The 19,863-nt window shown below is 70.0% G+C and carries 20 protein-coding genes; 8 read left to right on the top strand and 12 right to left on the bottom strand.

Going from position 1 to position 19,863, the window contains the following annotated elements; translation table 11 throughout:
* Positions 1-28 precede the first annotated feature (28 nt).
* The 3 genes from IQ210_RS19730 to IQ210_RS19740 all read right to left on the bottom strand — a co-directional run bounded on the left by IQ210_RS19730 (position 29) and on the right by IQ210_RS19740 (position 2,388).
* Positions 29-859: a pectate lyase gene (locus IQ210_RS19730; protein WP_194080355.1), complete on the bottom strand. Its 831-nt coding sequence runs from the start codon at positions 857-859 to the stop codon at positions 29-31.
* A gap of 105 nt (positions 860-964) precedes the next feature.
* Positions 965-1,825: a hypothetical protein gene (locus IQ210_RS19735; protein ID WP_194080356.1), complete on the bottom strand. Its 861-nt coding sequence runs from the start codon at positions 1,823-1,825 to the stop codon at positions 965-967.
* Positions 1,822-2,388 (bottom strand): SigE family RNA polymerase sigma factor, encoded by a 567-nt coding sequence (locus tag IQ210_RS19740; protein ID WP_194080357.1) that lies wholly within the window; start codon positions 2,386-2,388, stop codon positions 1,822-1,824. The genes IQ210_RS19735 and IQ210_RS19740 overlap by 4 nt, the downstream gene beginning before the upstream one ends.
* Positions 2,389-2,623: 235 nt before the next feature.
* On the opposite strand from IQ210_RS19740, the gene IQ210_RS19745 reads away from it, so the two are divergent.
* Positions 2,624-4,081, top strand: coding sequence for an NCS2 family permease (locus IQ210_RS19745; protein WP_194080358.1), 1,458 nt, complete (start codon positions 2,624-2,626; stop codon positions 4,079-4,081).
* A gap of 103 nt (positions 4,082-4,184) precedes the next feature.
* On the opposite strand, the gene IQ210_RS19750 is transcribed toward IQ210_RS19745, so the two are convergent.
* The 3 genes from IQ210_RS19750 to IQ210_RS19760 form a co-directional block, all read right to left on the bottom strand.
* Positions 4,185-5,633, bottom strand: coding sequence for a peptidoglycan D,D-transpeptidase FtsI family protein (locus tag IQ210_RS19750; protein WP_194080359.1), 1,449 nt, complete (start codon positions 5,631-5,633; stop codon positions 4,185-4,187).
* Positions 5,634-5,728: 95 nt separating this feature from the next.
* Positions 5,729-6,199, bottom strand: a complete 471-nt coding sequence (locus tag IQ210_RS19755; RefSeq protein WP_194080360.1) for a GNAT family N-acetyltransferase — start codon at positions 6,197-6,199, stop codon at positions 5,729-5,731.
* Between the two features lie 21 nt (positions 6,200-6,220).
* Complete coding sequence (locus IQ210_RS19760) at positions 6,221-6,994, bottom strand: IclR family transcriptional regulator (RefSeq protein ID WP_194080361.1); 774 nt, start codon at positions 6,992-6,994, stop codon at positions 6,221-6,223.
* A 133-nt stretch (positions 6,995-7,127) separates the two neighbouring features.
* On the opposite strand from IQ210_RS19760, the gene IQ210_RS19765 reads away from it, so the two are divergent.
* Both IQ210_RS19765 and IQ210_RS19770 read left to right on the top strand, forming a co-directional pair.
* A complete protein-coding gene (locus IQ210_RS19765; protein ID WP_194080362.1) occupies positions 7,128-8,657 on the top strand; it encodes an aldehyde dehydrogenase (NADP(+)) in 1,530 nt (509 codons plus the stop codon).
* A gap of 46 nt (positions 8,658-8,703) precedes the next feature.
* The gene (locus tag IQ210_RS19770) at positions 8,704-9,312 is read left to right on the top strand and encodes a DUF1349 domain-containing protein (protein ID WP_194080363.1); all 609 of its coding nucleotides are present in this window, start codon (positions 8,704-8,706) and stop codon (positions 9,310-9,312) included.
* Here IQ210_RS19770 and IQ210_RS19775 read toward each other — a convergent pair.
* On the bottom strand, positions 9,251-10,672 hold the full coding sequence (locus IQ210_RS19775) for an MFS transporter (RefSeq protein WP_407699711.1): 1,422 nt from the start codon (positions 10,670-10,672) through the stop codon (positions 9,251-9,253). The two genes, IQ210_RS19770 and IQ210_RS19775, sit on opposite strands and share 62 nt — an antisense overlap.
* Before the next feature lie 70 nt (positions 10,673-10,742).
* Between IQ210_RS19775 and IQ210_RS19780 the strand changes: the two genes are divergently transcribed.
* The 5 genes from IQ210_RS19780 (at position 10,743) to IQ210_RS19800 (ending at position 15,794) form a co-directional block, all read left to right on the top strand.
* Positions 10,743-11,702, top strand: coding sequence for a GlxA family transcriptional regulator (locus IQ210_RS19780; RefSeq protein WP_228047991.1), 960 nt, complete (start codon positions 10,743-10,745; stop codon positions 11,700-11,702).
* Positions 11,703-12,002: 300 nt separating this feature from the next.
* A complete protein-coding gene (locus tag IQ210_RS19785; RefSeq protein ID WP_194080366.1) occupies positions 12,003-12,719 on the top strand; it encodes a DsbA family oxidoreductase in 717 nt (238 codons plus the stop codon).
* A gap of 61 nt (positions 12,720-12,780) precedes the next feature.
* Entirely contained in the window at positions 12,781-13,875 is a 1,095-nt protein-coding gene (locus IQ210_RS19790; RefSeq protein ID WP_194080367.1) for an aminotransferase class V-fold PLP-dependent enzyme, read from the top strand.
* A gap of 40 nt (positions 13,876-13,915) precedes the next feature.
* Positions 13,916-14,521, top strand: a complete 606-nt coding sequence (locus IQ210_RS19795) for an RNA polymerase sigma factor (protein ID WP_194080368.1) — start codon at positions 13,916-13,918, stop codon at positions 14,519-14,521.
* A gap of 25 nt (positions 14,522-14,546) precedes the next feature.
* Positions 14,547-15,794: a maleylpyruvate isomerase family mycothiol-dependent enzyme gene (locus IQ210_RS19800; protein ID WP_194080369.1), complete on the top strand. Its 1,248-nt coding sequence runs from the start codon at positions 14,547-14,549 to the stop codon at positions 15,792-15,794.
* An 89-nt stretch (positions 15,795-15,883) separates the two neighbouring features.
* Here the strand turns inward: IQ210_RS19800 and thpD are convergent, their stop codons facing one another.
* The 5 genes from thpD to IQ210_RS19825 form a co-directional block, all read right to left on the bottom strand.
* Positions 15,884-16,771, bottom strand: coding sequence for an ectoine hydroxylase (gene thpD / locus IQ210_RS19805; RefSeq protein WP_194080370.1), 888 nt, complete (start codon positions 16,769-16,771; stop codon positions 15,884-15,886).
* 5 nt (positions 16,772-16,776) lie between these two features.
* Complete coding sequence (locus tag IQ210_RS19810) at positions 16,777-17,175, bottom strand: ectoine synthase (protein WP_194080371.1); 399 nt, start codon at positions 17,173-17,175, stop codon at positions 16,777-16,779.
* A 44-nt stretch (positions 17,176-17,219) separates the two neighbouring features.
* The gene (ectB, locus tag IQ210_RS19815; RefSeq protein WP_194080372.1) at positions 17,220-18,491 is read right to left on the bottom strand and encodes a diaminobutyrate--2-oxoglutarate transaminase; all 1,272 of its coding nucleotides are present in this window, start codon (positions 18,489-18,491) and stop codon (positions 17,220-17,222) included.
* Between the two features lie 46 nt (positions 18,492-18,537).
* A complete protein-coding gene (gene ectA / locus IQ210_RS19820) occupies positions 18,538-19,068 on the bottom strand; it encodes a diaminobutyrate acetyltransferase (protein ID WP_194080373.1) in 531 nt (176 codons plus the stop codon).
* Between the two features lie 305 nt (positions 19,069-19,373).
* On the bottom strand, positions 19,374-19,817 hold the full coding sequence (locus tag IQ210_RS19825; RefSeq protein ID WP_194080374.1) for a DinB family protein: 444 nt from the start codon (positions 19,815-19,817) through the stop codon (positions 19,374-19,376).
* Positions 19,818-19,863: the final 46 nt, after the last annotated feature.

Raw genomic sequence — 19,863 nt, forward strand, 5'->3', positions numbered from 1 at the left:
GCCGGCTCCGTCATGCTTGAAGGTTCACTCACTCGTACGACAGGTCAGAGGAGGTGAACCGGCAGTTGGTTCCGTCCGGACCCGAACCGATCTCGGTCGGCTCCGCGCCCGTGTTGTTGCCCTTGAACCGCGTGCACGTCTTGATCTTCTTGCTGCTGTCGCCGTGGATGCGGATCTTGCGCAGCGCGGCCGTGTCGCCGTAGTTGGAGTTGATGCCGACGATCGACTTGCCGGGCGCGGTGACGTCCACGTCGTTGATGATGATCGTGCGCTTGTACTGCGTCTTGCAGTTGCCGCAGGAGCGCACCAGCTTGCCGAAGTTCTCCACCTGGAACTTGGAGACGACCAGCTTCCCGGCGCCGTTGAACTGCAGGACCTTGTCGGAGGCGTTCTTCGCGCCGCCGCCGTAGACCGTGTAGACGGCCGAGGACGACTTGCCCTTGAAGCTCGCCGCGTCCTCGCCGACGTCCAGCCACCACACGTTCTGCAGGGTGCAGCTGCCCAGGCAGTGCACGCCGTCCGCGGCCGGGGTGCCGATGATGACGTTCTTCAGCGTGGCGCCGTCGGCCAGTTCGAAGATCGGGCCCTGGTCCTCGTCCTGGCTGTCGCTGCCCAGGGCGCCGGAGCCGTAGTACTTCACGTACTTGCCGTCGAGCGTCCCGGACACCTTGATCGTGGCGGACACGGCCTTGCTGCCGGTGGCGGTCGGCCAGGAGGAGGCCGCGCCTGCGGTGGACAGCAGCGTCGTCGTGACGATCGCCGCGCCCGTGAGGGTGAGGGCCGACGCCCCGGCGATCACCGCCCGGCGCTTGGTGACCCGGCGACGGTGGCGGACGCGCTGTTCGGCTCGTGCAGTCATGCCCATTCCTTGCGTGGGAGAGGATCCTTGCGTCTCCTGGTCGCCACGGGCGGAGAAAGGGTTGCCGCGTCTCCGGAATTTCTTTACGAACCCCCTGCGCGGGGCCTACGAGTCGCCGTCGTCCGACGCGTCGTCGCCGCTGTGGGACGCGAAGTCGCCCTTCACCGCGAGCTGTTCACCGTCCGCCGTACCGGTCGCCGTGTAGCTGTCGTCGCCCGCGTCCCGGCCGCCGCGCTCATGGTCGTACTGGCCCGCGAACACCCACTCGCCCTTGGGGACCTTGCGCCCCTCCTTGAGCGTCCAGGTGTAGACGAGGAAGCCGTCCTTCTCCTCGCTGGTGAGGGTGAAGTCGTCCTCCGGCAGCGACCGCCAGGCGCCCGCCGAGGTCACCCCGCCGGTCTGCGCGATCCTCAACTGCACGGTGAGCGCGGTCAGTTCCTCGGAGGTCTTCAGGGTGATGTTGCTCTGCGCCCAGAAGTCGTTGCTGTGCGGGTCCACCGAGCCGTCCGACCACAGCGGACCGTCCTCCTCGCCGGAGGCGGTGACCGGCGGCTGCGCGGTGACGGTCGCGGAGGGTGCCTTCGCGGTGGGGGTGCTGCGCGGCTTCTCGGTCTTCGGTGTCTCGCGCGGCTCCGGGGCCGACGGATGGATCGGCGCCCGGCTCGTCGCGTCCGGCGACGGCTCGGGCGTCGCCGTGGTCGCGACCGTCTGCTGCGGGGAGTCGTCCTTCACGGCTGACGCCACCGCGTAACCGCCGATGCCGAGCACACACGCGACCGCGGCCGTCGCGGAGACCACGCGCACCCAGCCGAACACCGGCGGCCGGGTGGCCCGGTGGTCGGGGCGGGTCTGCTCGGCCATGCCGCGCTCGATCCGCGCCAGGATGCGCGCCCGGTCCGGCTCGTGCTGCCCGGCCGCCTCGTGCAGCCGGGCGCGCAGCTCGTCATGCACGTCCTGCTGCCTCATCGGTTCCGTCCTACGGTCTCGCCGCCGCGCGCCATCGCCACGTGCACCTTCTGGGGTACGCCCTCGGAGCCGAGCAACCGCTGGAGTTCGGCCATGCCCTTGGACGTCTGGGACTTAACCGTACCCACGGAAACACCGAGGGCGAGAGCGGTGTCCTTCTCCGACAGGTCGAACGCGTGCCGGAGCACCACACACGCCCGTTTGCGGAACGGGAGCCGGCGCAACGCGCCCTGGACGTCCACGACTCCCGCTATGTCCGGGTTCTCGGTCTTCTCCTCGCGCTGCGACCAGAACAGGGCGATCCGCCGCCGCTCCCGCACGGCGCTGCGGATGCGGGTGCGGGCCAGATTGGCGACGACGCCACGGGCGTACGCCACCGGATGGTCGGCGGCGCGCACCCGGTCCCAGCGGTGCCACAGCGCGAGCAGCGCGTCCGCGGCCAGGTCGTCGGCGGCGTCCGACTCCCCGGTCAACAGATGGGCGAGACGCGACAGTTCGGCGTAGTGGCGCTCGAAGAAGGCATGGAACTCCACGGAGGCTGCGTCGTCGACGACCGTGCCCACGGGCGAAACCTCCCTGTGCCTGTCATGTGAATGACATGTGATCATCCGGAGGTGGTCCCGGATGAGATCCGGAAGCGTAGCAGTGATCAACCGCTTGGTTCGTACGGGGCTTCGAACACAGTCTGGCGGGTCGACCCCGATTCCGTAACACGTTGAAAACCTGAAACCCGTTCAACGCGGGAACAATCCAGCCAGCATCCGCGCACCGATCATTCAGGCAACAAGGAGCACAGCCATGTCCGAGACGAAGAAGGTGGCCGACCGGCCAACCGCCCCACCTCAGGCGGCGAACGGCGTCGACCGGTACTTCAGGATCTCCGAGCGGGGGTCCACCTTCGGCCGGGAGATACGCGGCGGATTCGCCACGTTCTTCACGATGGCCTACATCCTTGTCCTGAACCCCATCATCCTGGGCAGCGCGAAGGACAAGTTCGGCCACCAGCTCGACGCCGTCCAACTCACCACCGCCACCGCCCTGGTGGCCGCGGTGATGACGGTCATCATGGGCGTCGGCGGCAACCTGCCGCTCGCCCTCGCCGCCGGCCTCGGCCTCAACGCGGTCGTCGCCTTCCAGATCGCCCCGCTGATGAGCTGGGACGACGCGATGGGTCTGGTCGTCCTGGAGGGGCTGCTCATCTGCGTGTTGGTGGTCACCGGTCTGCGCGAGGCCGTGATGCACGCGATCCCGCAGCCGCTCAAGCAGGCGATCAGCGTCGGCATCGGCCTCTTCATCGCGTTCATCGGATTCGTCGACGCCGGATTCGTCAGCCGTATCCCCGATGCCGCGAACACCACGGTTCCGGTGCAGTTGGGCGGTACCGGCTCGCTCGCCGGGTGGCCGATTCTCGTCTTCTGCCTCGGCGTGCTGCTGACCATCGGACTCCTCGCCCGCAAGGTCAAGGGCGCGATCCTCATCAGCATCGTGACGATGACGATCCTCGCGATGATCATCAACTCGGCCGCGGACGTGAAGAGTTGGGGGCTCACGACGCCGGCGTGGCCGGACAAGCTGGTGGACACCCCGGACTTCGGCCTGATCGGTCACTTCAGCCTGTTCGGCGCGTTCGACGCGGCGGGCGTCGGCATCATCACCGTCGTCCTGCTGATCTTCACCCTCGTGCTGTCCGACTTCTTCGACACCATGGGCACGGTCGTCGGCATCAGCGCGGAGGCGGGGCTGCTGGACGAGGAGGGCAAGGTCCCGAACCTCGGCCGCGTGCTGCTCATCGACGGGGCGGCGGCGGTCGCGGGTGGTGCGGCGTCCTCGTCCTCCGCGACGTCGTACATCGAGTCGGCGGCGGGCGTGGGTGAAGGGTCGCGCACGGGCTTCTCGAACCTGGTGACCGGTGGGCTGTTCGGGCTTGCCTTGTTCCTGACGCCGCTGCTGACCATCGTGCCGCTCCAGGCCGCCGCGCCGGCACTGGTCGCCGTCGGGTTCCTGATGATGACGCAGGTCAAGAACATCGACTGGGACAAGTACGACATCGCGATCCCGGCGTTCCTGACGATCGCGGTGATGCCGTTCACGTACTCGATCACGAACGGTATTGGTGCCGGGTTCCTGGCGTACGTGGTGATCAAGGTGGTGCTCGGGAAGGCGAAGGAGATCCACTGGTTGCTGTGGGGGGTTTCGGCGTTGTTCCTCGTCTACTTCGCCATTGACCCCATTGAGCAGATTCTCGGCGTGAAGTGAGGACGCTGCGCGACCAGCCCGGTACGTCGTGGCTGGTCGCGCCCACGCGGCGGAGCCGCAAATCGATACAGCCCCGCGCCCCTGAAAACCTAAAAGCAGGGCGTTATTGCACCGCCGCTTTCATCATTGCCTTGGCCACCGGCGCCGCCAGGCCGTTGCCGCTGACCTCTGACCTGGCCGCGTTCGACTGTTCCACCAGCACCGCCACCGCGACCTCCTTGTCCCCGTTCTTGGCGTACGAGGTGAACCAGGCGTACGGCGTCTCGCTGTTGTTCTCGCCGTGCTGGGCCGTGCCCGTCTTGCCGCCCACCGTCACGCCGTCGATCTGCGCGTTCGTGCCCGTGCCGTCCTCGACGACCGTCTGCATCGCCGACTGGAGCTGCTCGGCCGTGTCGGAGCTGATGACCTGCTCGGTGGACGTGTCGTCGTCGTAGTCCTTGAGCACGTCACCGCCGCTGTTGGTGAGCTGCGAGACCATGTGCGGCGAGACCAGCTTGCCGCCGTTGGCGATGGCCGCGGAGACCATGGCCATCTGGAGCGGGGTCGCGGTGACGTCGAACTGGCCGATGCCGGTGAGGGCCGTGGACGAGTCGTTCATGTCCGAGGGATAGACGCTGGTGTAGGCCCGGACGGGTACGTCCTGCTCCTTGTCGTTGAAGCCGAACTTCTCCGCCATCGCCCGCAGCTTGTCCTGCCCGAGGTTGTAGGCCATCTTCGCGAAGACGTTGTTGCAGGAGTACCGGAGCGCGGTGCGGATCGACGCGTTCTCGCAGGGCGCGGACTTGTTCTCGTTCTCCAGCGGGGTGACCGTGCCCGGCAGGGTGTACGGGTCCGGGCTGTCGGTCTTCTCGTCCACCGACGAGTACAGACCGTCCTCCAGCGCCGCCGCCGCGACGACCAGCTTGAACGTCGAACCCGGCGCCACCGGCTGCCGCAGCGCGCGGTTGGTGAGCGGTTTGTCGGAGTCCTTGTTCAGCTTCTTCCACGCCGATCCGGCGGTGTTGGCGTCGGTCAGCGAGGACGGGTCGTACGACGGTGTGGACACGACCGCGAGGATCTGGCCGGTCTTCGGGTCGATCGCGACCGCCGCGCCCTTCTTGTCGCCGAGCGCGTCATAGGCGGCCTTCTGCACGGCCGGGTCGATCGTGGTGACCACGTTGCCCGGCTCGGCGCGCTGGTTGGTGACCGTGTCCATGACGCTCTTCAGCCGGCTGTCCGAGCCGTTGAGGAGGTCGGCGTAGATGCCCTCCAGCTGGGTCGGCGCGTACGCCTGCGAGGCATAGCCGGTCACCGCCGCGTACAGCTCGCCGTCCTTGTACGTGCGCTTGTACTTGAGGTCGCTCCCTGTCGTCTTCGCGGAACCGGTGATCGACTCACCGGCCACGATGATGTTCCCCAGCGGAGACGAGTACGTCTCGATCGCGTTCCGCCGGTTGTCGCTGTCGTCCGCCAGCGCCTGGCCCTCGTAGAACTGCACCCAGGTCGCCCGCAGCAGCAGAGCGAACACCAGCAGCAGCGCGAAGACCGACGCGCGCCTGATCGTCTTGTTCATCCCGCACTGATAGACGACCGGGTCCGATCGAATCGTTCCCTTGCGTCCGGTTTTCTCATCGGACGTTCATGTGCGGCGCAGCGTCTACGGCGGTGTCAGGCGTCCAGCCTCAGCACGACCTCGTCGATCTCCTCGCCGCGCGCGTGGGCGTACCCCCGGTCGTGCGCCGACAGCCGGAAGCCGCACTTCTCCAGCACCCGCCGCGAACCGGCGTTGTCCGCCGCCGCGCGGGCGTACAGCGGGCGTTCGGTGACCTCGGCGAGCAGCGCCCCGAGAGCGGCCGTGGCGATCCCGCGTCCCCAGTACGCCCGGTCGACCCAGTAGGTGACCTCACGCTCACCGGGCTCCCCGTACACCGCCGCGCTGCCCACCACGTCACCGTCGACGAGGATGGTGCGGTTGACGGCGTCGGAGGCGAGGACCCGTTTCCAGTGGGCGTCGAACGCTTCGCGGTCGGCCGGGTCCCTCGGGACGAAGGCGGCCATGTGCACCGACTCGGGATCGTTCATCTGCCGGAAGAAGACCGGCAGATCACTGTCATGAACCTCTCGGAGCGCGATCTGCATGCCCCGAAGCTTAGGGGCGCCTCAGAGCCTGCGGGTGGCCAGTGTCAGCCGGTCCCGGGCGTCGAAGAGCGCGTCCTTCACCATCTGCTCGTGGGCGGGCGTCAGCCGCGCCACCGGCACCGAGCAGCTGATCGCGTCCCGCGCGGGCGTCCGGTAGGGGATCGCGACGCCGAAGCAGCGCAGGCCCAGCGTGTTCTCTTCGCGGTCCACGGCGAAGCCCTGCTCGCGGACCTGGTGGAGCTCCTCGATGAGCTTCTCCCGGTCGGTGATGGTGTTCTCGGTGAGCGCCGGGAGGGTCTCCGGGAGCATCTTGCGGACCTGTTCGTCCGCGTACGTGCTCAGCAGCGCCTTCCCGAGGGACGTTGAGTGCGCGGGGAGGCGGCGGCCGACCCGGGTGAAGGGGCGCAGGTAGTGCTGGGACTGGCGGGTGGCGAGGTAGACGACGTTGGTGCCGTCGAGCCGCGCCAGGTGGATGGTTTCGGTGGTGTCGTCCGACAGCCGGTCCAGCGTGGGCCGCGCCGCCGCGACGACCTCGTCGCCGTCGATGTAGGAGGTGCCGACCAGCAGGGCGCGGACGCCGATGCCGTACCGCGTGCCCGTCGCGTCGGTCTCCACCCAGCCCAGTTCGACCAGGGTGCGCAGCAGCATGTAGAGACTGGACTTCGGGTACCCGACGGCCTCCTGGACCGCCGCGAGGGAGTGCATACCGGGGCGTCCGGCGAAGTATTCGAGCAGTTCAACCGTCCGTACAGCGGACTTGACCTGCGCGCCGCCCCCCGTCTCGCCAGCCGACATCGCCCTTGACCCCTTCGTTCGACGGGAAATAGTCTCCAACAGCATATTCATCATCAGAGACAGCGTTCAGTATATCGAACGAGCCTGATGACTGACCCAGTACTGCGGCATTACATGTGTGGAGGGACCCGCGGTGGCAGCAGCACCAGTCTGGAGTGTCGACCCCCGAACCGGGAAGCAGCGTGAACAGGTTGCGGTGGAGGCCACAGCCCAGGAGGTCGACGCCGCCGTCCGCGCCGCGCACGACGCCCGCGCCTCCCTCGCCGACCGCACGGTCCGCGCCGCGTTCCTGCGCACCGCCGCCGACAGGCTGGAGGCCGCCAAGGACCAGCTCGTCGAGGCCGCGGACGCCGAGACCGCGCTCGGCCCGGTCCGCCTGACCGGCGAACTCGCCCGCACCTGCTACCAGCTGCGCGCCTTCGCGGGCATCGTCGACGAGGGCGCCTTCCTCGACGTCGTGATCAACCACCCCGACGACACGGCGACCCCGCCGATCCCGGACCTGCGCCGCTACAAGGTGCCCCTCGGCGTCGTCGCCGTGTACTCGGCCTCCAACTTCCCCTTCGCCTTCTCGGTCGCCGGCGGCGACACCGCGAGCGCGCTCGGCGCCGGCTGCCCGGTCGTCGTCAAGGCCCACCCCGACCACCCCGGCCTGTCCGAGCTGGTCGCGGCCGTGCTGCGCGCCGCCGCCGCCGAGCACGGCATCCCGGCCGGCGTCGTCGGACTCGTCCACGGCTTCGAGGCGGGCGTCGAGCTGGTCAAGCACCCGCTGGTCGCGGCGGCCGGCTTCACCGGCTCCATCCGCGGTGGCCGCGCGCTGTTCGACGCGGCGGCGGCCCGTCCGGTCCCGATCCCGTTCCACGGCGAGCTGGGCTCCCTGAACCCCGTCGTCATCACCGAGGCCGCCGCCGCCGAGCGCGCGGAGGCCATCGGCACCGGCCTCGCCGGCTCGATGACGCTGGGCGTCGGCCAGTTCTGCGTCAAGCCGGGCCTGGTGCTCGTACCGTCCGGTGCGGCAGGCGACGGCCTGGTCAAGTCCCTCACGGACGCGGTCAGCGACACCGACGCCGGGGTCCTGCTCGACCACCGCATGCGGGACAACTTCATCGCGGGCGTCGCCGAGCGCGTCGAGCTGCCCGACGTCGAGTCGCCGGTGACGCCGGGCGCGGGCGGCGAGCACACCGTCAGCGCGGGCTTCCTCACGGTCGCCGCCGACAAACTGGCCGAGGCGGGCGCCTACGACCTGCTCCTCGAGGAGTGCTTCGGCCCGGTGACGGTCGTCGCCCGCTACGACGACGACGCACAGGCCCGTGCCGTGCTGTCCCGGCTGCCGGGCAACCTCACGGCGACGGTCCACCTGTCGGCCGAGGAGGCCGCCGGTGAGGGACGCGGCGCGGAGATCCTGGCGGAGCTGACGCCGCTGGCCGGTCGCGTGCTGGTGAACGGCTGGCCGACGGGCGTCGCCGTGGCACCGGCCCAGCATCACGGTGGGCCCTACCCGGCGACGACGTCGACGTCCACCTCGGTCGGCGGTACGGCAATCGAGCGGTGGATGCGGCCGGTTGCCTACCAGGGCGCGCCGGAGGCACTGCTTCCCCCGGAGCTGCGGGACGACAACCCGCTGGGCCTGCCCCGCCGTTTCAACAACCACCTCGAACGCTGAACCCCCCGGGGCCGCACGGAGAAAAGGAAGCTGGGAAACTCTGAGCATGGACGTGGAACTTCCTGAACTTCCTTTCCCTCTGCGGACTTACGGCCCCGACGGCCACTGGTCGTACGAGGACGGGGTCCTCACCGGTTGGGCGGGCGCGCGGCAGGACCGCTTCGTCCCGCCCACCGACGAGGCCCTCGACCCCGCCTCCGACGCGCCGCGTCTGCTCGGCGCGCCGGAAGGGGACTTCCAGCTCATCGCCCGGGTCACCGTCGGCTTCAGTGCGTCCTTCGACGCCGGGGTGCTCTACGTCCATGTCGGTGACCGGGCCTGGGCAAAGCTGTGCCTGGAGTACTCCCCGGACGTGCCCACCGTCTGCACGGTGGTCACCCGGGGCCACTCCGACGACGCCAACTCCTTCACCGTGGAGGGCAGTTCGGTCTGGCTCAGAGTGAGCCGCACCGGGCGCGCGTTCGCCTTCCACGCCTCCCGGGACGGCAAGCACTGGACCTTCGTCCGGCTCTTCACCCTCGGCGAGGAGAAGGAGACCGGCGCCGCCCTCGTCGGCTTCATGACCCAGTCGCCGATGGGGGAGGGGTGTGTGGTCACGTACGACCACCTGGAGTTCCGGCCCAACTGGATGCAGGACCTGCGAGACGGAAGCTGAACAGCCAGGTCACCGCGAACAGGGCCGCCCCGATCCCCAGGCTCACCCGCATCCCCTCGACGAACCCGCCCGACACCAGCGCCCCGAACACGGCGATCCCCAGCCCGCCGCCCACCTGCCGCGCCGAGTTGAGGACCCCGGCCGCGAGGCCGGCCCGCTCGGCCGGCACCGCCTCCATCATCACGGCGGTCAACGGCGGGACCGTCAGGGCGCAGCCGAGGGCCATCGGTACGAGGAGCAGGGCCACCAGCGCCGGTGGGGTGCCCGCCCCGACGGTCAGCAGAAGCAGCAGCCCGGCGAGGGCGACGCCCTGCCCGATCAGCATCGGCAGCCGTGGCCCGTACCGGCCCGCCAGCTTGCCGGAGGCCACGTTCGTCGCCCCGATCAGCGCGCTCATCGGCAGGAACAGCAGCCCGGCGTAGAGCGCGGAGCGGCCCTGGACCTGCTGGAAGAAGAGCGAGAAGACGAACACCATGCCGTAGAAGGCCACGCTGCACGCGGTTCCCGCCGCGACCGCCACGGAGATGTTCCGGCTGCGGAAGAGCCCGAGCGGCACGACGGGGTGGGGCTGCCGACGCTCGATCCGGAGGAAGAGAAGACCGGCCACCGCGGCAACCGCCAGCGCCGCGAGCCCTGTTGCCCCTCCCTCGATCACCGCGAACGTCAACGCGGTCAGCGTCACGACGGCCGTCATCTGTCCCGGCAGGTCGAGCGGCGCGGGCCGGGGCCGCGACCGGGGCGCCCGGACCAGCAGCGCCAACGCCACCGCGCCCAGCGGCAGGTTGACGAAGAAGATGCCCCGCCAGTCCCAGGCCGTCGTCAGCGCACCGCCCGCCACCGGACCGAGGGCCACCGCGACCGACCCGCCCGCGGCCCACACGGCCACCGCCCGTGCCCGCCGCGCAGGGTCGGCGTACGCCTGCCGTACGAGAGCCAGCGACGCCGGCAGCACGACCGCCGCCGCGACACCCTGCACCACCCGCGCGCCGATCAGTGTCGCGAGGTTCGGCGCGAGCCCGCAGGCCGCCGAGGCGAGGGTGAAGACGGTGATGCCGAGCGTGTAGGCCCGGCTCGCCCCGACGCGGTCCGCGAAGGCGCCCGTGGAGAGCATCAGGGCGGCGAAGGCGAGGGTGTAGGCGTCCACCACCCACTGGAGCCCGGTCATCCCGCCGCCCAGCGAGGAGCCGACGGCCGGGAGCGCCACGTTCACCACGGACGCGTCCAGGGTGATCAGCGCGAAGCCGAGGAGGGCGGCGGTGAGAGCGAGGGCGGGCGCGGGCTTCATGGCGGACGGGTCCCCCGGTTGCCCGGGGAGCTGATGTTCCTTGGTCGGATGATTGCTCGACTGTTGACTCGGCATGACCTCATGCTGCGGATCTCCGCCGCCGTACAGTAGTGGCCTGAATGCCATGCACCCGGAGGTTCTGGCCATGACACCGCACCGCATCGTCGTCATCGCGCCGTCCCCGGTCTCGATGTTCAACCTCGCCATTCCGGAGCTGCTGTTCGCGAAGGTGGAGATCGACGGGGCGCCCGGCTACGAGGTCACCGTCTGCACCCCGGACCCCGGCCCCGTCACCACCACCGGCGGCCTCGACCTGCACGTCTCCCGTGGCCTCGACGCCGTCGAGTCCGCCGACACCGTGCTGGTCGCCGGCACCGGGGAGCAGTACGCCCCGGACGCCCGCACGGTCGCCGCCGTCCGTACCGCTGCCGCCGCCGGCAGGAGGGTCACCTCCATCTGCAGCGGCGCCTTCGTGCTGGCCGAGGCGGGCCTGCTGGACGGCCGCAGCGCGACGACGTACTGGCAGCTGGCGGACGAGCTGCGGGACCGCTACCCGGCGCTCGACCTCAAGGGCGACGTCCTCTATGTGCAGGACGGCCAGATCCTCACCTCCTCCGGCTACGCGGCCGGCATCGACATGTGCCTGCACATGATCCGCACCGACTACGGCGCGGCCGTCGCCAACGAGGTGGCCCGCCTGGCCCTGGTGGCCCCCGTACGTCCCGGGGGCCAGACTCAGTTCACCCAGACCCCCCTCCCACCGGAACGCGGCACGGCCTGCGCAGACACCAGGGGCTGGGCGATGCGCAACCTGGACAAACCCCTGACCCTGACAGACCTGGCCCGTCACGCAGGGGTGTCGGTCCGCACCCTCACCCGCCGCTTCCACGCCGAGAGCGGCGTGAGCCCCCTCCAATGGCTCCTCCACCAGCGCATAGAACGAGCCAAGGAACTCCTGGAGACCACCACCCTCCCCATGGACCAGATCGCCCACGCCTCGGGCCTCGGCACAGCAGACTCCCTCCGCACCCACCTGACCCGCCGCACAGGCCTGACCCCCACGGCGTACAGGACCCAGTTCAGCCGCGTGGGGGCAAACGCGTAGGACGACGACGCCCCCCGAGGACCCGCAGCGCGCGACGGCGGGAAGGGGACGTGTCGGGGGGTGTCCGCCCGCAGCGGTTGGCGCGTCAACACGGCCGCGTTGATAGCTGACCGATTCCGCGCCGTTCCGAGGACGGACACCCCCCGGCGCGGCCCCGACCCCCAACGAACCGCAAGCGCGAAACGCGAACCGCCACGGTCCCGCAGCGCTCCCAGGGAATGAACCCCGCTGCTTGAACGTTCACCCACTAGCCGGAGGAAGCCTCCGCACCCGCACGCCGACCTGGAGAGAGCCGAGAACATGCGCGTCGAGATCTGGAGCGACATCGCCTGCCCCTGGTGCTACGTGGGCAAGGCCCGCTTCGAGAAGGCGCTGGAGGCCTTCCCGAACCGCGACGGCGTCGAGGTGGTGCACCGCTCCTTCGAGCTGGACCCCGGCCGCGCCAAGGGCGACGTACAGCCCGTGATCAAGATGCTCACCAAGAAGTACGGCATGAGCGAGGCCCAGGCCCAGGCCGGCGAGGAGAACCTCGGCGCCCAGGCCGCCGCCGAGGGCCTGGACTACCGCACCCGCGACCGCGACCACGGCAACACCTTCGACATGCACCGCCTGCTCCACCTCGCCAAGGAGCACGGCAAGCAGAACGACCTCATCCAGGCCTTCTACCGCGCCAACTTCGCCGAGGAGCGCTCCGTCTTCGCCGAGGGCGACGAACGGCTCGTGGAGCTGGCCGTCGGCACCGGTCTCGACGAGGCCGACGTCCGCAAGGTCCTCGCCGACCCCACCGCCTACGCCGACGACGTCCGCGCCGACGAGCGCGAGGCCGCCGAGCTCGGCGCGAACGGCGTGCCCTTCTTCGTCCTCGACCGCAAGTACGGCGTCTCCGGCGCCCAGCCCGCCGAGGTCTTCGCCCAGGCGCTGACCCAGGCCTGGGGCGAGCGCTCCCCGCTCCAGCTCATCGACCAGGGCGACGCGGACGCCTGCGGCCCGGACGGATGCGCGGTCCCGCAGCGGTAGAGAGCCGCAGGTCGGGGCGGACGTATAAGCGATGCTTAGGAAAACCACGTAAAAATCGGTAATGGACGGGGAGTTCTCCGGGGCCCACAGTGGATCCATGGAGACCTTGGGAACCTTCGAGAGCCTCGTCCGTGCCGAGTTCGCCCCGAAGAACACCTACCTCAACACCGCGAGCACCGGCCTGCTCCCGGCCCGCACCGTCGCCGCGATGCGCGTCGCCGTGGAGTCGGCCGCCGCCGGCGACCCCACCGACATGTTCGGGGACGTCGAGGCGAGCCGCACCGCGTACGCCCGCCTCGTCGGCGTGCCCGACAGCCGCGTCGCGGCCGGCGCCTCGGTCGCCGTCTACAGCGGCCTGATCGCCGCCTCCCTCCCCGAGGGCGCCGAAGTCCTCACCGCCGAGGGCGACTTCAGCTCGCTGGTGAACCCCTTCCACATCCGCTCCGACCTCAAGGTCCGCAGCGTCCCCCTGGAACGGCTCGCCGAGGCCGTCCGCCCCGGCACCGCCCTGGTCGCGGTCAGCGCCGCGCAGTCCGCCGACGGCCGGATCGCCGACCTGCCCGCGATCGGCGAGGCCGCGCGGCAGTACGGCGCTCGCACCTACGTCGACGCCTCCCAGGCCACCGGCTGGCTGGACTTCGACGCGGACGCCCACGACTACTCCGTCTCCGTCGGCTTCAAGTGGCTCTTCTGCCCGCGGGGCGTGGCCTTCCTCGTCGTCCCGGCGGACCTCGGCGGACTCACCCCGCTGTTCGCCGGCTGGGTGGCGGGGGAGCGCCCCTGGGACGCGTGTTACGGCCCCATCGACGAACTCGCCCACTCCGCACGCCGGTTCGACGAGAGCCCGGCCCTGTTCTCCTACGCGGGCGCCCGGCGCTCCCTAGAACTCCTCGCGGAACTAGGCGTGGACACCATCCGGGCCCACGACCTCGCCCTCGCCGACCGCTTCCGCACCGGCCTCGCCGCCCTGGGCCACACCCCCGTCCCGTCCCCGGGCTCACCGATCGTCTCCGTGCCCGAACTCGGCCACCGCCAGGGCGAGTTGAGCGAGGCCGGGATCGAGGTCTCCGACCGGGCGGGCAACCTGCGGACGGCGTTCCATCTGTACAACACGACCGACGACGTCGACCGGCTGCTGGACGCCCTGTCTTCCTGAACCACTGGCGCGGGCCCGGCGGGGACGCTAGGAAGGGCACGTGGAGTCCACGGAGAACGCCTCCGTACAGCCGCCCGCGGACACGGAGCTGCACCGGCGGCTCGTGTACGGCGACGAGTCCGCGCTGGCCGAGGCGTACGCGGCGTACGGCGGCCTGGTGCGCGCGGTCGCCGTACGGGTCACCCGCAGCCCAGGGGCCGCCGAGGACGTGGCGCAGGAGGTCTTCGCCCAGCTGTGGAGCAGGCCGTACGCCTTCGACGCGCGCCGCGGCTCGCTGCGCACCTGGCTGTCCCTGCTCGCCCACCGGCGGGCCGTGGACTACGTGCGCAGCGAGGAACGGCACCGCAAGGACGCCCGCGCCGACGACTCGGCCCTGCACGCCATCCCCGAGCCCGGACCCGGCCCCGACGAGACGGTCGTCGACCGGGAACGCTCCCTGCTGCTGCACACCGCCCTCGCCGAACTCCCGCCCCATCAGCGGGAGGTGGTGCACCTGGCGTACTTCGCGGGCCGCACCTACCGGCAGGCGGCGGTCGAACTCGGCATCCCCGAGGGCACCGCGAAGACCCGCCTGCGCACCGCGTTACGCACCTTGGCCGAGACTTTGGCCGACCCGCCCGACCCCGCGCTGGAAAGGGGCGCATGATGGCCGACAGGGGAGGTGAGACGCGATGACCACGGAACACGACGACGTACGGAACCTGCTGGCCGCCTGGGCCTTCGGAGCCCTGGACCCCACAGAACGCCACACGGTGCCGCAGCACCTGGCCGAGTGCGAGGCGTGCGCCACAGAAGCGGAACGTCTGCACGAGACGGTACGCCTGCTCGACAACCCGGCACTCGCACCCACCCCCGCACCCGAACCCCCGCCCGGATCAGCACCCGTACCCGCACCTGATCCCGCGCCGGGACCCGGGCCCGAACGCGGACCTGCGCCCGGATCGGGGCCGGCACCCGAGCCCGCACCCGGATCAGCACCCGCACCGGAACCCGCACCCGAGCCCGCGTCCGGATCGGGACCCGCACCCGACCCCGGCGGTGCCGCCCGTCGTCCCGCTGCCGGCGTCCTCGCCGAGCCCGGACCGGCCGGGGCCGCTCGTCGCCCCGCCGCCGACATCCTCGCCGCCGCCCGGCGCACCCGGCCCGCCTCGCCCCGCGTGGCCGTGCACGCCGTGCCGTATGCCGCTGCTGTCGCCGGGCTCAGGGCGTTGCTGCCCGAGATGGTGGGGCGCTGGTCGACGCCGGTGGTGCACGACTGGGACGTGCATGCCACCGTCGCCCATCTCCTCGCCGCCGACGAGCACTTGGCGCGTCTGGTGGGCCTGGCCCCGCGGGTGCCACCCTCGCGCCTGCCGGCGGACCTGAGTTGGACGGACGCCTGGGAGCGGCGCACCGCCGACGTCATCGCACACGAGCACGGGCGGGCACCGGAGGAGACCGTCGCCGACTGGGCCGCGCAGGCGGACGGGCTGCTGGCCGTGCCCGAGGCCCACGATCCCGAACGCGCCGCGCGGGCCGTCGAGTTGATGGGCCTGCGGCTGCCGGTCGCCGACCACTACCTGGGGCGGGCCTTCGAGACGTGGATGCACACCGACGACATCGGCCGCGCCCTGGGCCTCGTCGTACCGCCACCGCCCGAGCGGCACTTGTGGCAGTTGGTCCGGCTGGCCGTCCGCGTCCTCGGCATCGCCCTCGGACCCACCGCACCCCCGGTGCTGCTCTCGGTCACCGGGGGAGAGGAGTGGGTGCTGGGCGCCGAGGGCGAACCCGTACGGGCTGAACTCGCCCTGGACGCCTACGACTTCTGTCTGCTCGTCGGCGGCCGGCACGACCCCGGCACGGTGCCCGCGAACGCCACCGGCGACGCGGCCGCCGTACGGAACGTACTGGAGCGGGCCGCGTCGCTGGCGTGGCTGTGATGCGGGAGGTCAGCGCACCGGCGTGAAGTCCCGGGCCTCGATGCCGCATTCTCCGGGGGACAACCCCCGGACCCCCGGCCGGGCTCGGCTCACCGGACGGGAGTGAAATCCCTCGATCCGATGAACGTCGGCCGCCGCACCGGCGCCGCGAACGGCTCCACCGCCGCGTTCTCCACGCTGTTGAACACGATGAAGACGTTGCTGCGCGGGAACGGCGTGATGTTGTCGCCGGAGCCGTGCATGCAGTTGCAGTCGAACCAGGTCGCCGAACCGGCCTTGCCGGTGAACAGCTTGATGCCGTACTCGCCGGCCATCGCGGTCAGCGCCTCGTCCGACGGCGTGCCCGCGTCCTGCATCTGGAGCGACTTCTTGTAGTTGTCCGTCGGCGTGGCCCCCGCGCACCCGAGGAAGGTCCGGTGCGAACCGGGCATGATCATGAGCCCGCCGTTGGTGTCGTAGTTCTCGGTCAGCGCGATCGAGACGGACACCGTCCGCATGTTCGGCAGCCCGTCCTCGGCGTGCCAGGTCTCGAAGTCCGAGTGCCAGTAGAAGCCACTGGCCCCGAAGCCCGGCTTGACGTTGATCCGCGACTGGTGGACGTAGACGTCCGAGCCGAGGATCTGCCGGGCCCGGCCGACGACCCGCTCGTCCCGCACCAGCGCCGCGAACACCTCGCTGATCCGGTGCACCTCGAAGACCGAGCGGATCTCCTTGGACTTCGGCTCGACGATCGACCGCTCGTCCTCGCGGATCGCCGGATCGGTGACGAGCCGCTCCAACTCCTGCCGGTAGACGGACACTTCGTCCTCGGTGATCAGCTCCTCGATGGCGAGGAAGCCGTCCCGCTCGTACGACTGGAGGTCGAGAGAGGAGATCGGGCCGGGGGTGTCCGGGGCACCCCAGACGACCGGGTCCTGGCGCGGGACGGTGACCTCGGCGGCGCCTCGGCTCGGGTACAGATCGGTGATGGTGGTCATCGGGCTCAGCCCTCCTCGGTCAGCAACGGATAGACACCGTTCTCGTCGTGGTCCTCCCGTCCGGTCACGGGCGGGTTGAACACACAGATGCAGCGGAAGTCCTCCTTGATCCGCATCGTGTGCCGCTCGTGACCGTCGAGGAGGTACATGGTCCCGGGCGTGATCGTGTACTTCAGCCCGGTCTCGTCGTCGGTCAGCTCGGCCTCGCCCTCGACGCAGACGACGGCCTCGATGTGGTTCGCGTACCACATCGACGTCTCCGTACCCGCGTACAGGATCGTCTCGTGGAGGGAGAACCCGACCCTCTCCTTGGCGAGCACGATCCGTTTGCTCTCCCAGGTGCCGGACGCCGACCTCACATGCCGGTCGGTGCCTTCGATGTCCTTGAACGATCGGACGATCACGTGCTGAACAGCTCCTCTTCTCGGACGGTCTCGGGTAAGGCTTCTCAGACGGTTTCGCGTACGGAGCGGGCGAGGACGCTCAGACCCTCGTCCAGCTCGTCCGGGCTGACGGTCAGCGCCGGGAGCAGCTTCACGACCTCGCTCTCCGGCCCCGACGTCTCGATGAGCAGCCCGAGTTCGAAGGCGCGCGCGGCGACCCGTCCGGCCCGCGCCTTGTCATGGAACTCCAGGCCCCACACCAGACCCCGGCCCCGGTACTCCTTCACGTCGGCGAGGTTCTCCTCCGTGATGGAGATGAGCCCCTGCTCGACCTGCTCGCCGCGCGCCCGGGTCTGCTTCTCCATCGCCGACCCGTCGGCCCAGTACGACTCCAGGGCCGCGGTCGCGGTGACGAACGCGGGGTTGTTGCCGCGGAACGTGCCGTTGTGCTCGCCGGGCTCCCAGATGTCCAGCTCGGGCTTGAACAGGCACAGCGACATCGGCAGCCCGTAGCCGCTGATGGACTTGGAGACGGTGACGATGTCGGGCGTGATGCCCGCCTCCTCGAAGGAGAAGAACGCGCCGGTGCGCCCGCAGCCCATCTGGATGTCGTCGACGATGAGCAGCATGTCCTGCCGCTCGCACAACTCCTTGAGCGCGCGCAGCCATTCGGGCCGGGCGACGTTGATGCCGCCCTCCCCCTGCACGGTCTCCACGATCACCGCGGCGGGCTTGTTGAGCCCCGAGCCCTGGTCCTCCAGGAGCCGCTCGAACCACAGGAAGTCGGGGACGGTCCCCTCGAAGTAGTTGTCGAACGGCATGGGCGTGCCGTGCACCAGCGGTATCCCGGCCCCGGCCCGCTTGAAGGCGTTGCCGGTCACGGCGAGGGACCCGAGGGACATCCCGTGGAAGGCGTTGGTGAACGACACGATCGCCTCGCGCCCCTTCACCTTCCGCGCCAGCTTGAGCGCGGACTCCACGGCGTTGGTGCCCGTCGGCCCCGGGAACATGACCTTGTACGGCAGATCGCGCGGCCGCAGCACAAGGTCCTGGAAGGTCTGCAGGAAGGCCCGCTTCGCACTGGTCGACATGTCGAGCCCGTGCGTGACGCCGTCCCGCTCCAGGTAGTCGATCAACGCCCGTTTCAGGACGGGGTTGTTGTGCCCGTAGTTCAGCGAACCGGCACCGGCGAAGAAGTCCAGGTACTCGTGGCCGTCCTCGTCGTACATACGGCTGCCGTGCGCGCGGTCGAAGACGGTGGGCCAGCCGCGGCAGTAGCTGCGCACCTCGGACTCGAGGGTCTCGAAGACACTGAGGTCGGGCTGGGTGATGGTCACGACGAATCGCTCCTCGATGGCGTGTGTGGGGGGAATCGGAGGGAGATCAGAGGGAGAGGGGACCGATGCGGTACAGGACTTCGGGGTCGTGCGGGCCGTCGGGGAACAGCCGGGTGTCGAAGAGGACCTCACGCTCCACCTCCGCGTCGTGCCGCTCGGCGAACGCGGCGAAGAGCCGCTCGGAGGCGGTGTTGCCCGGCGTGATGGTGGTCTCGACGGCGGTGATCCGGTGCTCGGCGGCGGTCCGCGCGGCCAGCCCGTCGAGCAGCGTGCCCGCGAGCCCGCGCCCGCGGTGCGCCTCGTCCACGGCCACCTGCCAGACGAGCAGGGTGCGCGGACGGTCGGGCCGCACATAGCCGGTGACGAACCCGACCGGCTCCCCGTGCCCGTCCCGCGCGACGGCGGACGTGGCGGCGAAGTCACGACACCACAGCAGATAGCTGTACGACGAGTTCAGGTCGAGGGCCTTCGAGTCCCTCGCTATCCGCCACAATGCGGCACCGTCCGTCACGGACGGGCGGTCGATTCGCAGTTCGGTTTGCGGGTCGGCTTGCAGGTCTGCTGGTGAGGCAGTCATGCGGATTGAATTTACCGAGGGAAATTCTGAATTGCATTGCCGGGAGGGGTTACATGGTGGGCCCTGCTGTGTTATCGCGCGGGCGCGTGCGGTTGCGCGAGAGCGATGCCATATGCCCCGATATCACCGGGATGAACCACGCAAAACGGTCGCGTTGTGTAACGCGTCACACCCATGTAACCCCCACGAGATCTGCCCGAATTACCCCGCTTGGCGTTCGCGAAATCTTTGCGTTTAGGTCGAGGAAAAGCGGGCAGAAGAATACGGGAAGCTGCGCTGAAAAGAATTCCTGAATTAGCGAGGAATTATGCGCCGGTTACCCCGTCGATACGTTCCCGCAAAAGGTCCGCATGTCCGTTGTGCCGGGCGTACTCCTCGATCATGTGGATGAACACCCACCGCAGACTGACCTCGGTGCCGGTGAAGGGGGCCTCGTCGAGCGTACGAGCGGGATCGAGGACGTACCCGCTCGCATCACCGTCGAAGACGGGCGGCAGCTCCAGCCCCCCGATCACCCGCTGGAACCAGTTCCGCTCCACCTCGGCGAGATGCTGCACCAGCCCGAGCAGGGTGAGCGAGGAGGGCTCGACGGAGGCGACCCGCGCCTGCGCATCGTCCAGCCCCGCGCACTTCAGCGCGAGCGTGGCCCGATGAAACTCCAACCAGCTTTCCAGCATGGGCAGTTCGGGCCCGGTCATGAGGGGGATGGGGCGACCGTCGGGAAGGGTGTGGGGCGTGTCGGTGGTCATGCGGGGAGCATGACACGCGGGGTCTGACAATCCAGCCCGTCCGGCG

The sequence above is a fragment of the Streptomyces justiciae genome (assembly GCF_015163075.1).
GTDB lineage: Bacteria > Actinomycetota > Actinomycetes > Streptomycetales > Streptomycetaceae > Streptomyces > Streptomyces justiciae.

What these genes read in the sequence shown, in the direction of transcription:
- IQ210_RS19735 (WP_194080356.1), bottom strand. Translation starts at nt 1,825, where the DNA reads ATGAGGCAGCAGGACGTGCATGACGAGCTGCGCGCCCGGCTGCACGAG.
- IQ210_RS19730 (WP_194080355.1), bottom strand. Translation starts at nt 859, where the DNA reads ATGACTGCACGAGCCGAACAGCGCGTCCGCCACCGTCGCCGGGTCACC.
- IQ210_RS19760 (WP_194080361.1), bottom strand. Translation starts at nt 6,994, where the DNA reads ATGTCGGCTGGCGAGACGGGGGGCGGCGCGCAGGTCAAGTCCGCTGTA.
- IQ210_RS19750 (WP_194080359.1), bottom strand. Translation starts at nt 5,633, where the DNA reads ATGAACAAGACGATCAGGCGCGCGTCGGTCTTCGCGCTGCTGCTGGTG.
- IQ210_RS19745 (WP_194080358.1), top strand. Translation starts at nt 2,624, where the DNA reads ATGTCCGAGACGAAGAAGGTGGCCGACCGGCCAACCGCCCCACCTCAG.
- IQ210_RS19790 (WP_194080367.1), top strand. Translation starts at nt 12,781, where the DNA reads ATGGACGGGGAGTTCTCCGGGGCCCACAGTGGATCCATGGAGACCTTG.
- IQ210_RS19780 (WP_228047991.1), top strand. Translation starts at nt 10,743, where the DNA reads ATGACACCGCACCGCATCGTCGTCATCGCGCCGTCCCCGGTCTCGATG.
- ectA (WP_194080373.1), bottom strand. Translation starts at nt 19,068, where the DNA reads ATGACTGCCTCACCAGCAGACCTGCAAGCCGACCCGCAAACCGAACTG.
- IQ210_RS19775 (WP_407699711.1), bottom strand. Translation starts at nt 10,672, where the DNA reads ATGCCGAGTCAACAGTCGAGCAATCATCCGACCAAGGAACATCAGCTC.
- thpD (WP_194080370.1), bottom strand. Translation starts at nt 16,771, where the DNA reads ATGACCACCATCACCGATCTGTACCCGAGCCGAGGCGCCGCCGAGGTC.
- IQ210_RS19770 (WP_194080363.1), top strand. Translation starts at nt 8,704, where the DNA reads ATGGACGTGGAACTTCCTGAACTTCCTTTCCCTCTGCGGACTTACGGC.
- IQ210_RS19785 (WP_194080366.1), top strand. Translation starts at nt 12,003, where the DNA reads ATGCGCGTCGAGATCTGGAGCGACATCGCCTGCCCCTGGTGCTACGTG.
- IQ210_RS19755 (WP_194080360.1), bottom strand. Translation starts at nt 6,199, where the DNA reads ATGCAGATCGCGCTCCGAGAGGTTCATGACAGTGATCTGCCGGTCTTC.
- IQ210_RS19800 (WP_194080369.1), top strand. Translation starts at nt 14,547, where the DNA reads ATGACCACGGAACACGACGACGTACGGAACCTGCTGGCCGCCTGGGCC.
- IQ210_RS19825 (WP_194080374.1), bottom strand. Translation starts at nt 19,817, where the DNA reads ATGACCACCGACACGCCCCACACCCTTCCCGACGGTCGCCCCATCCCC.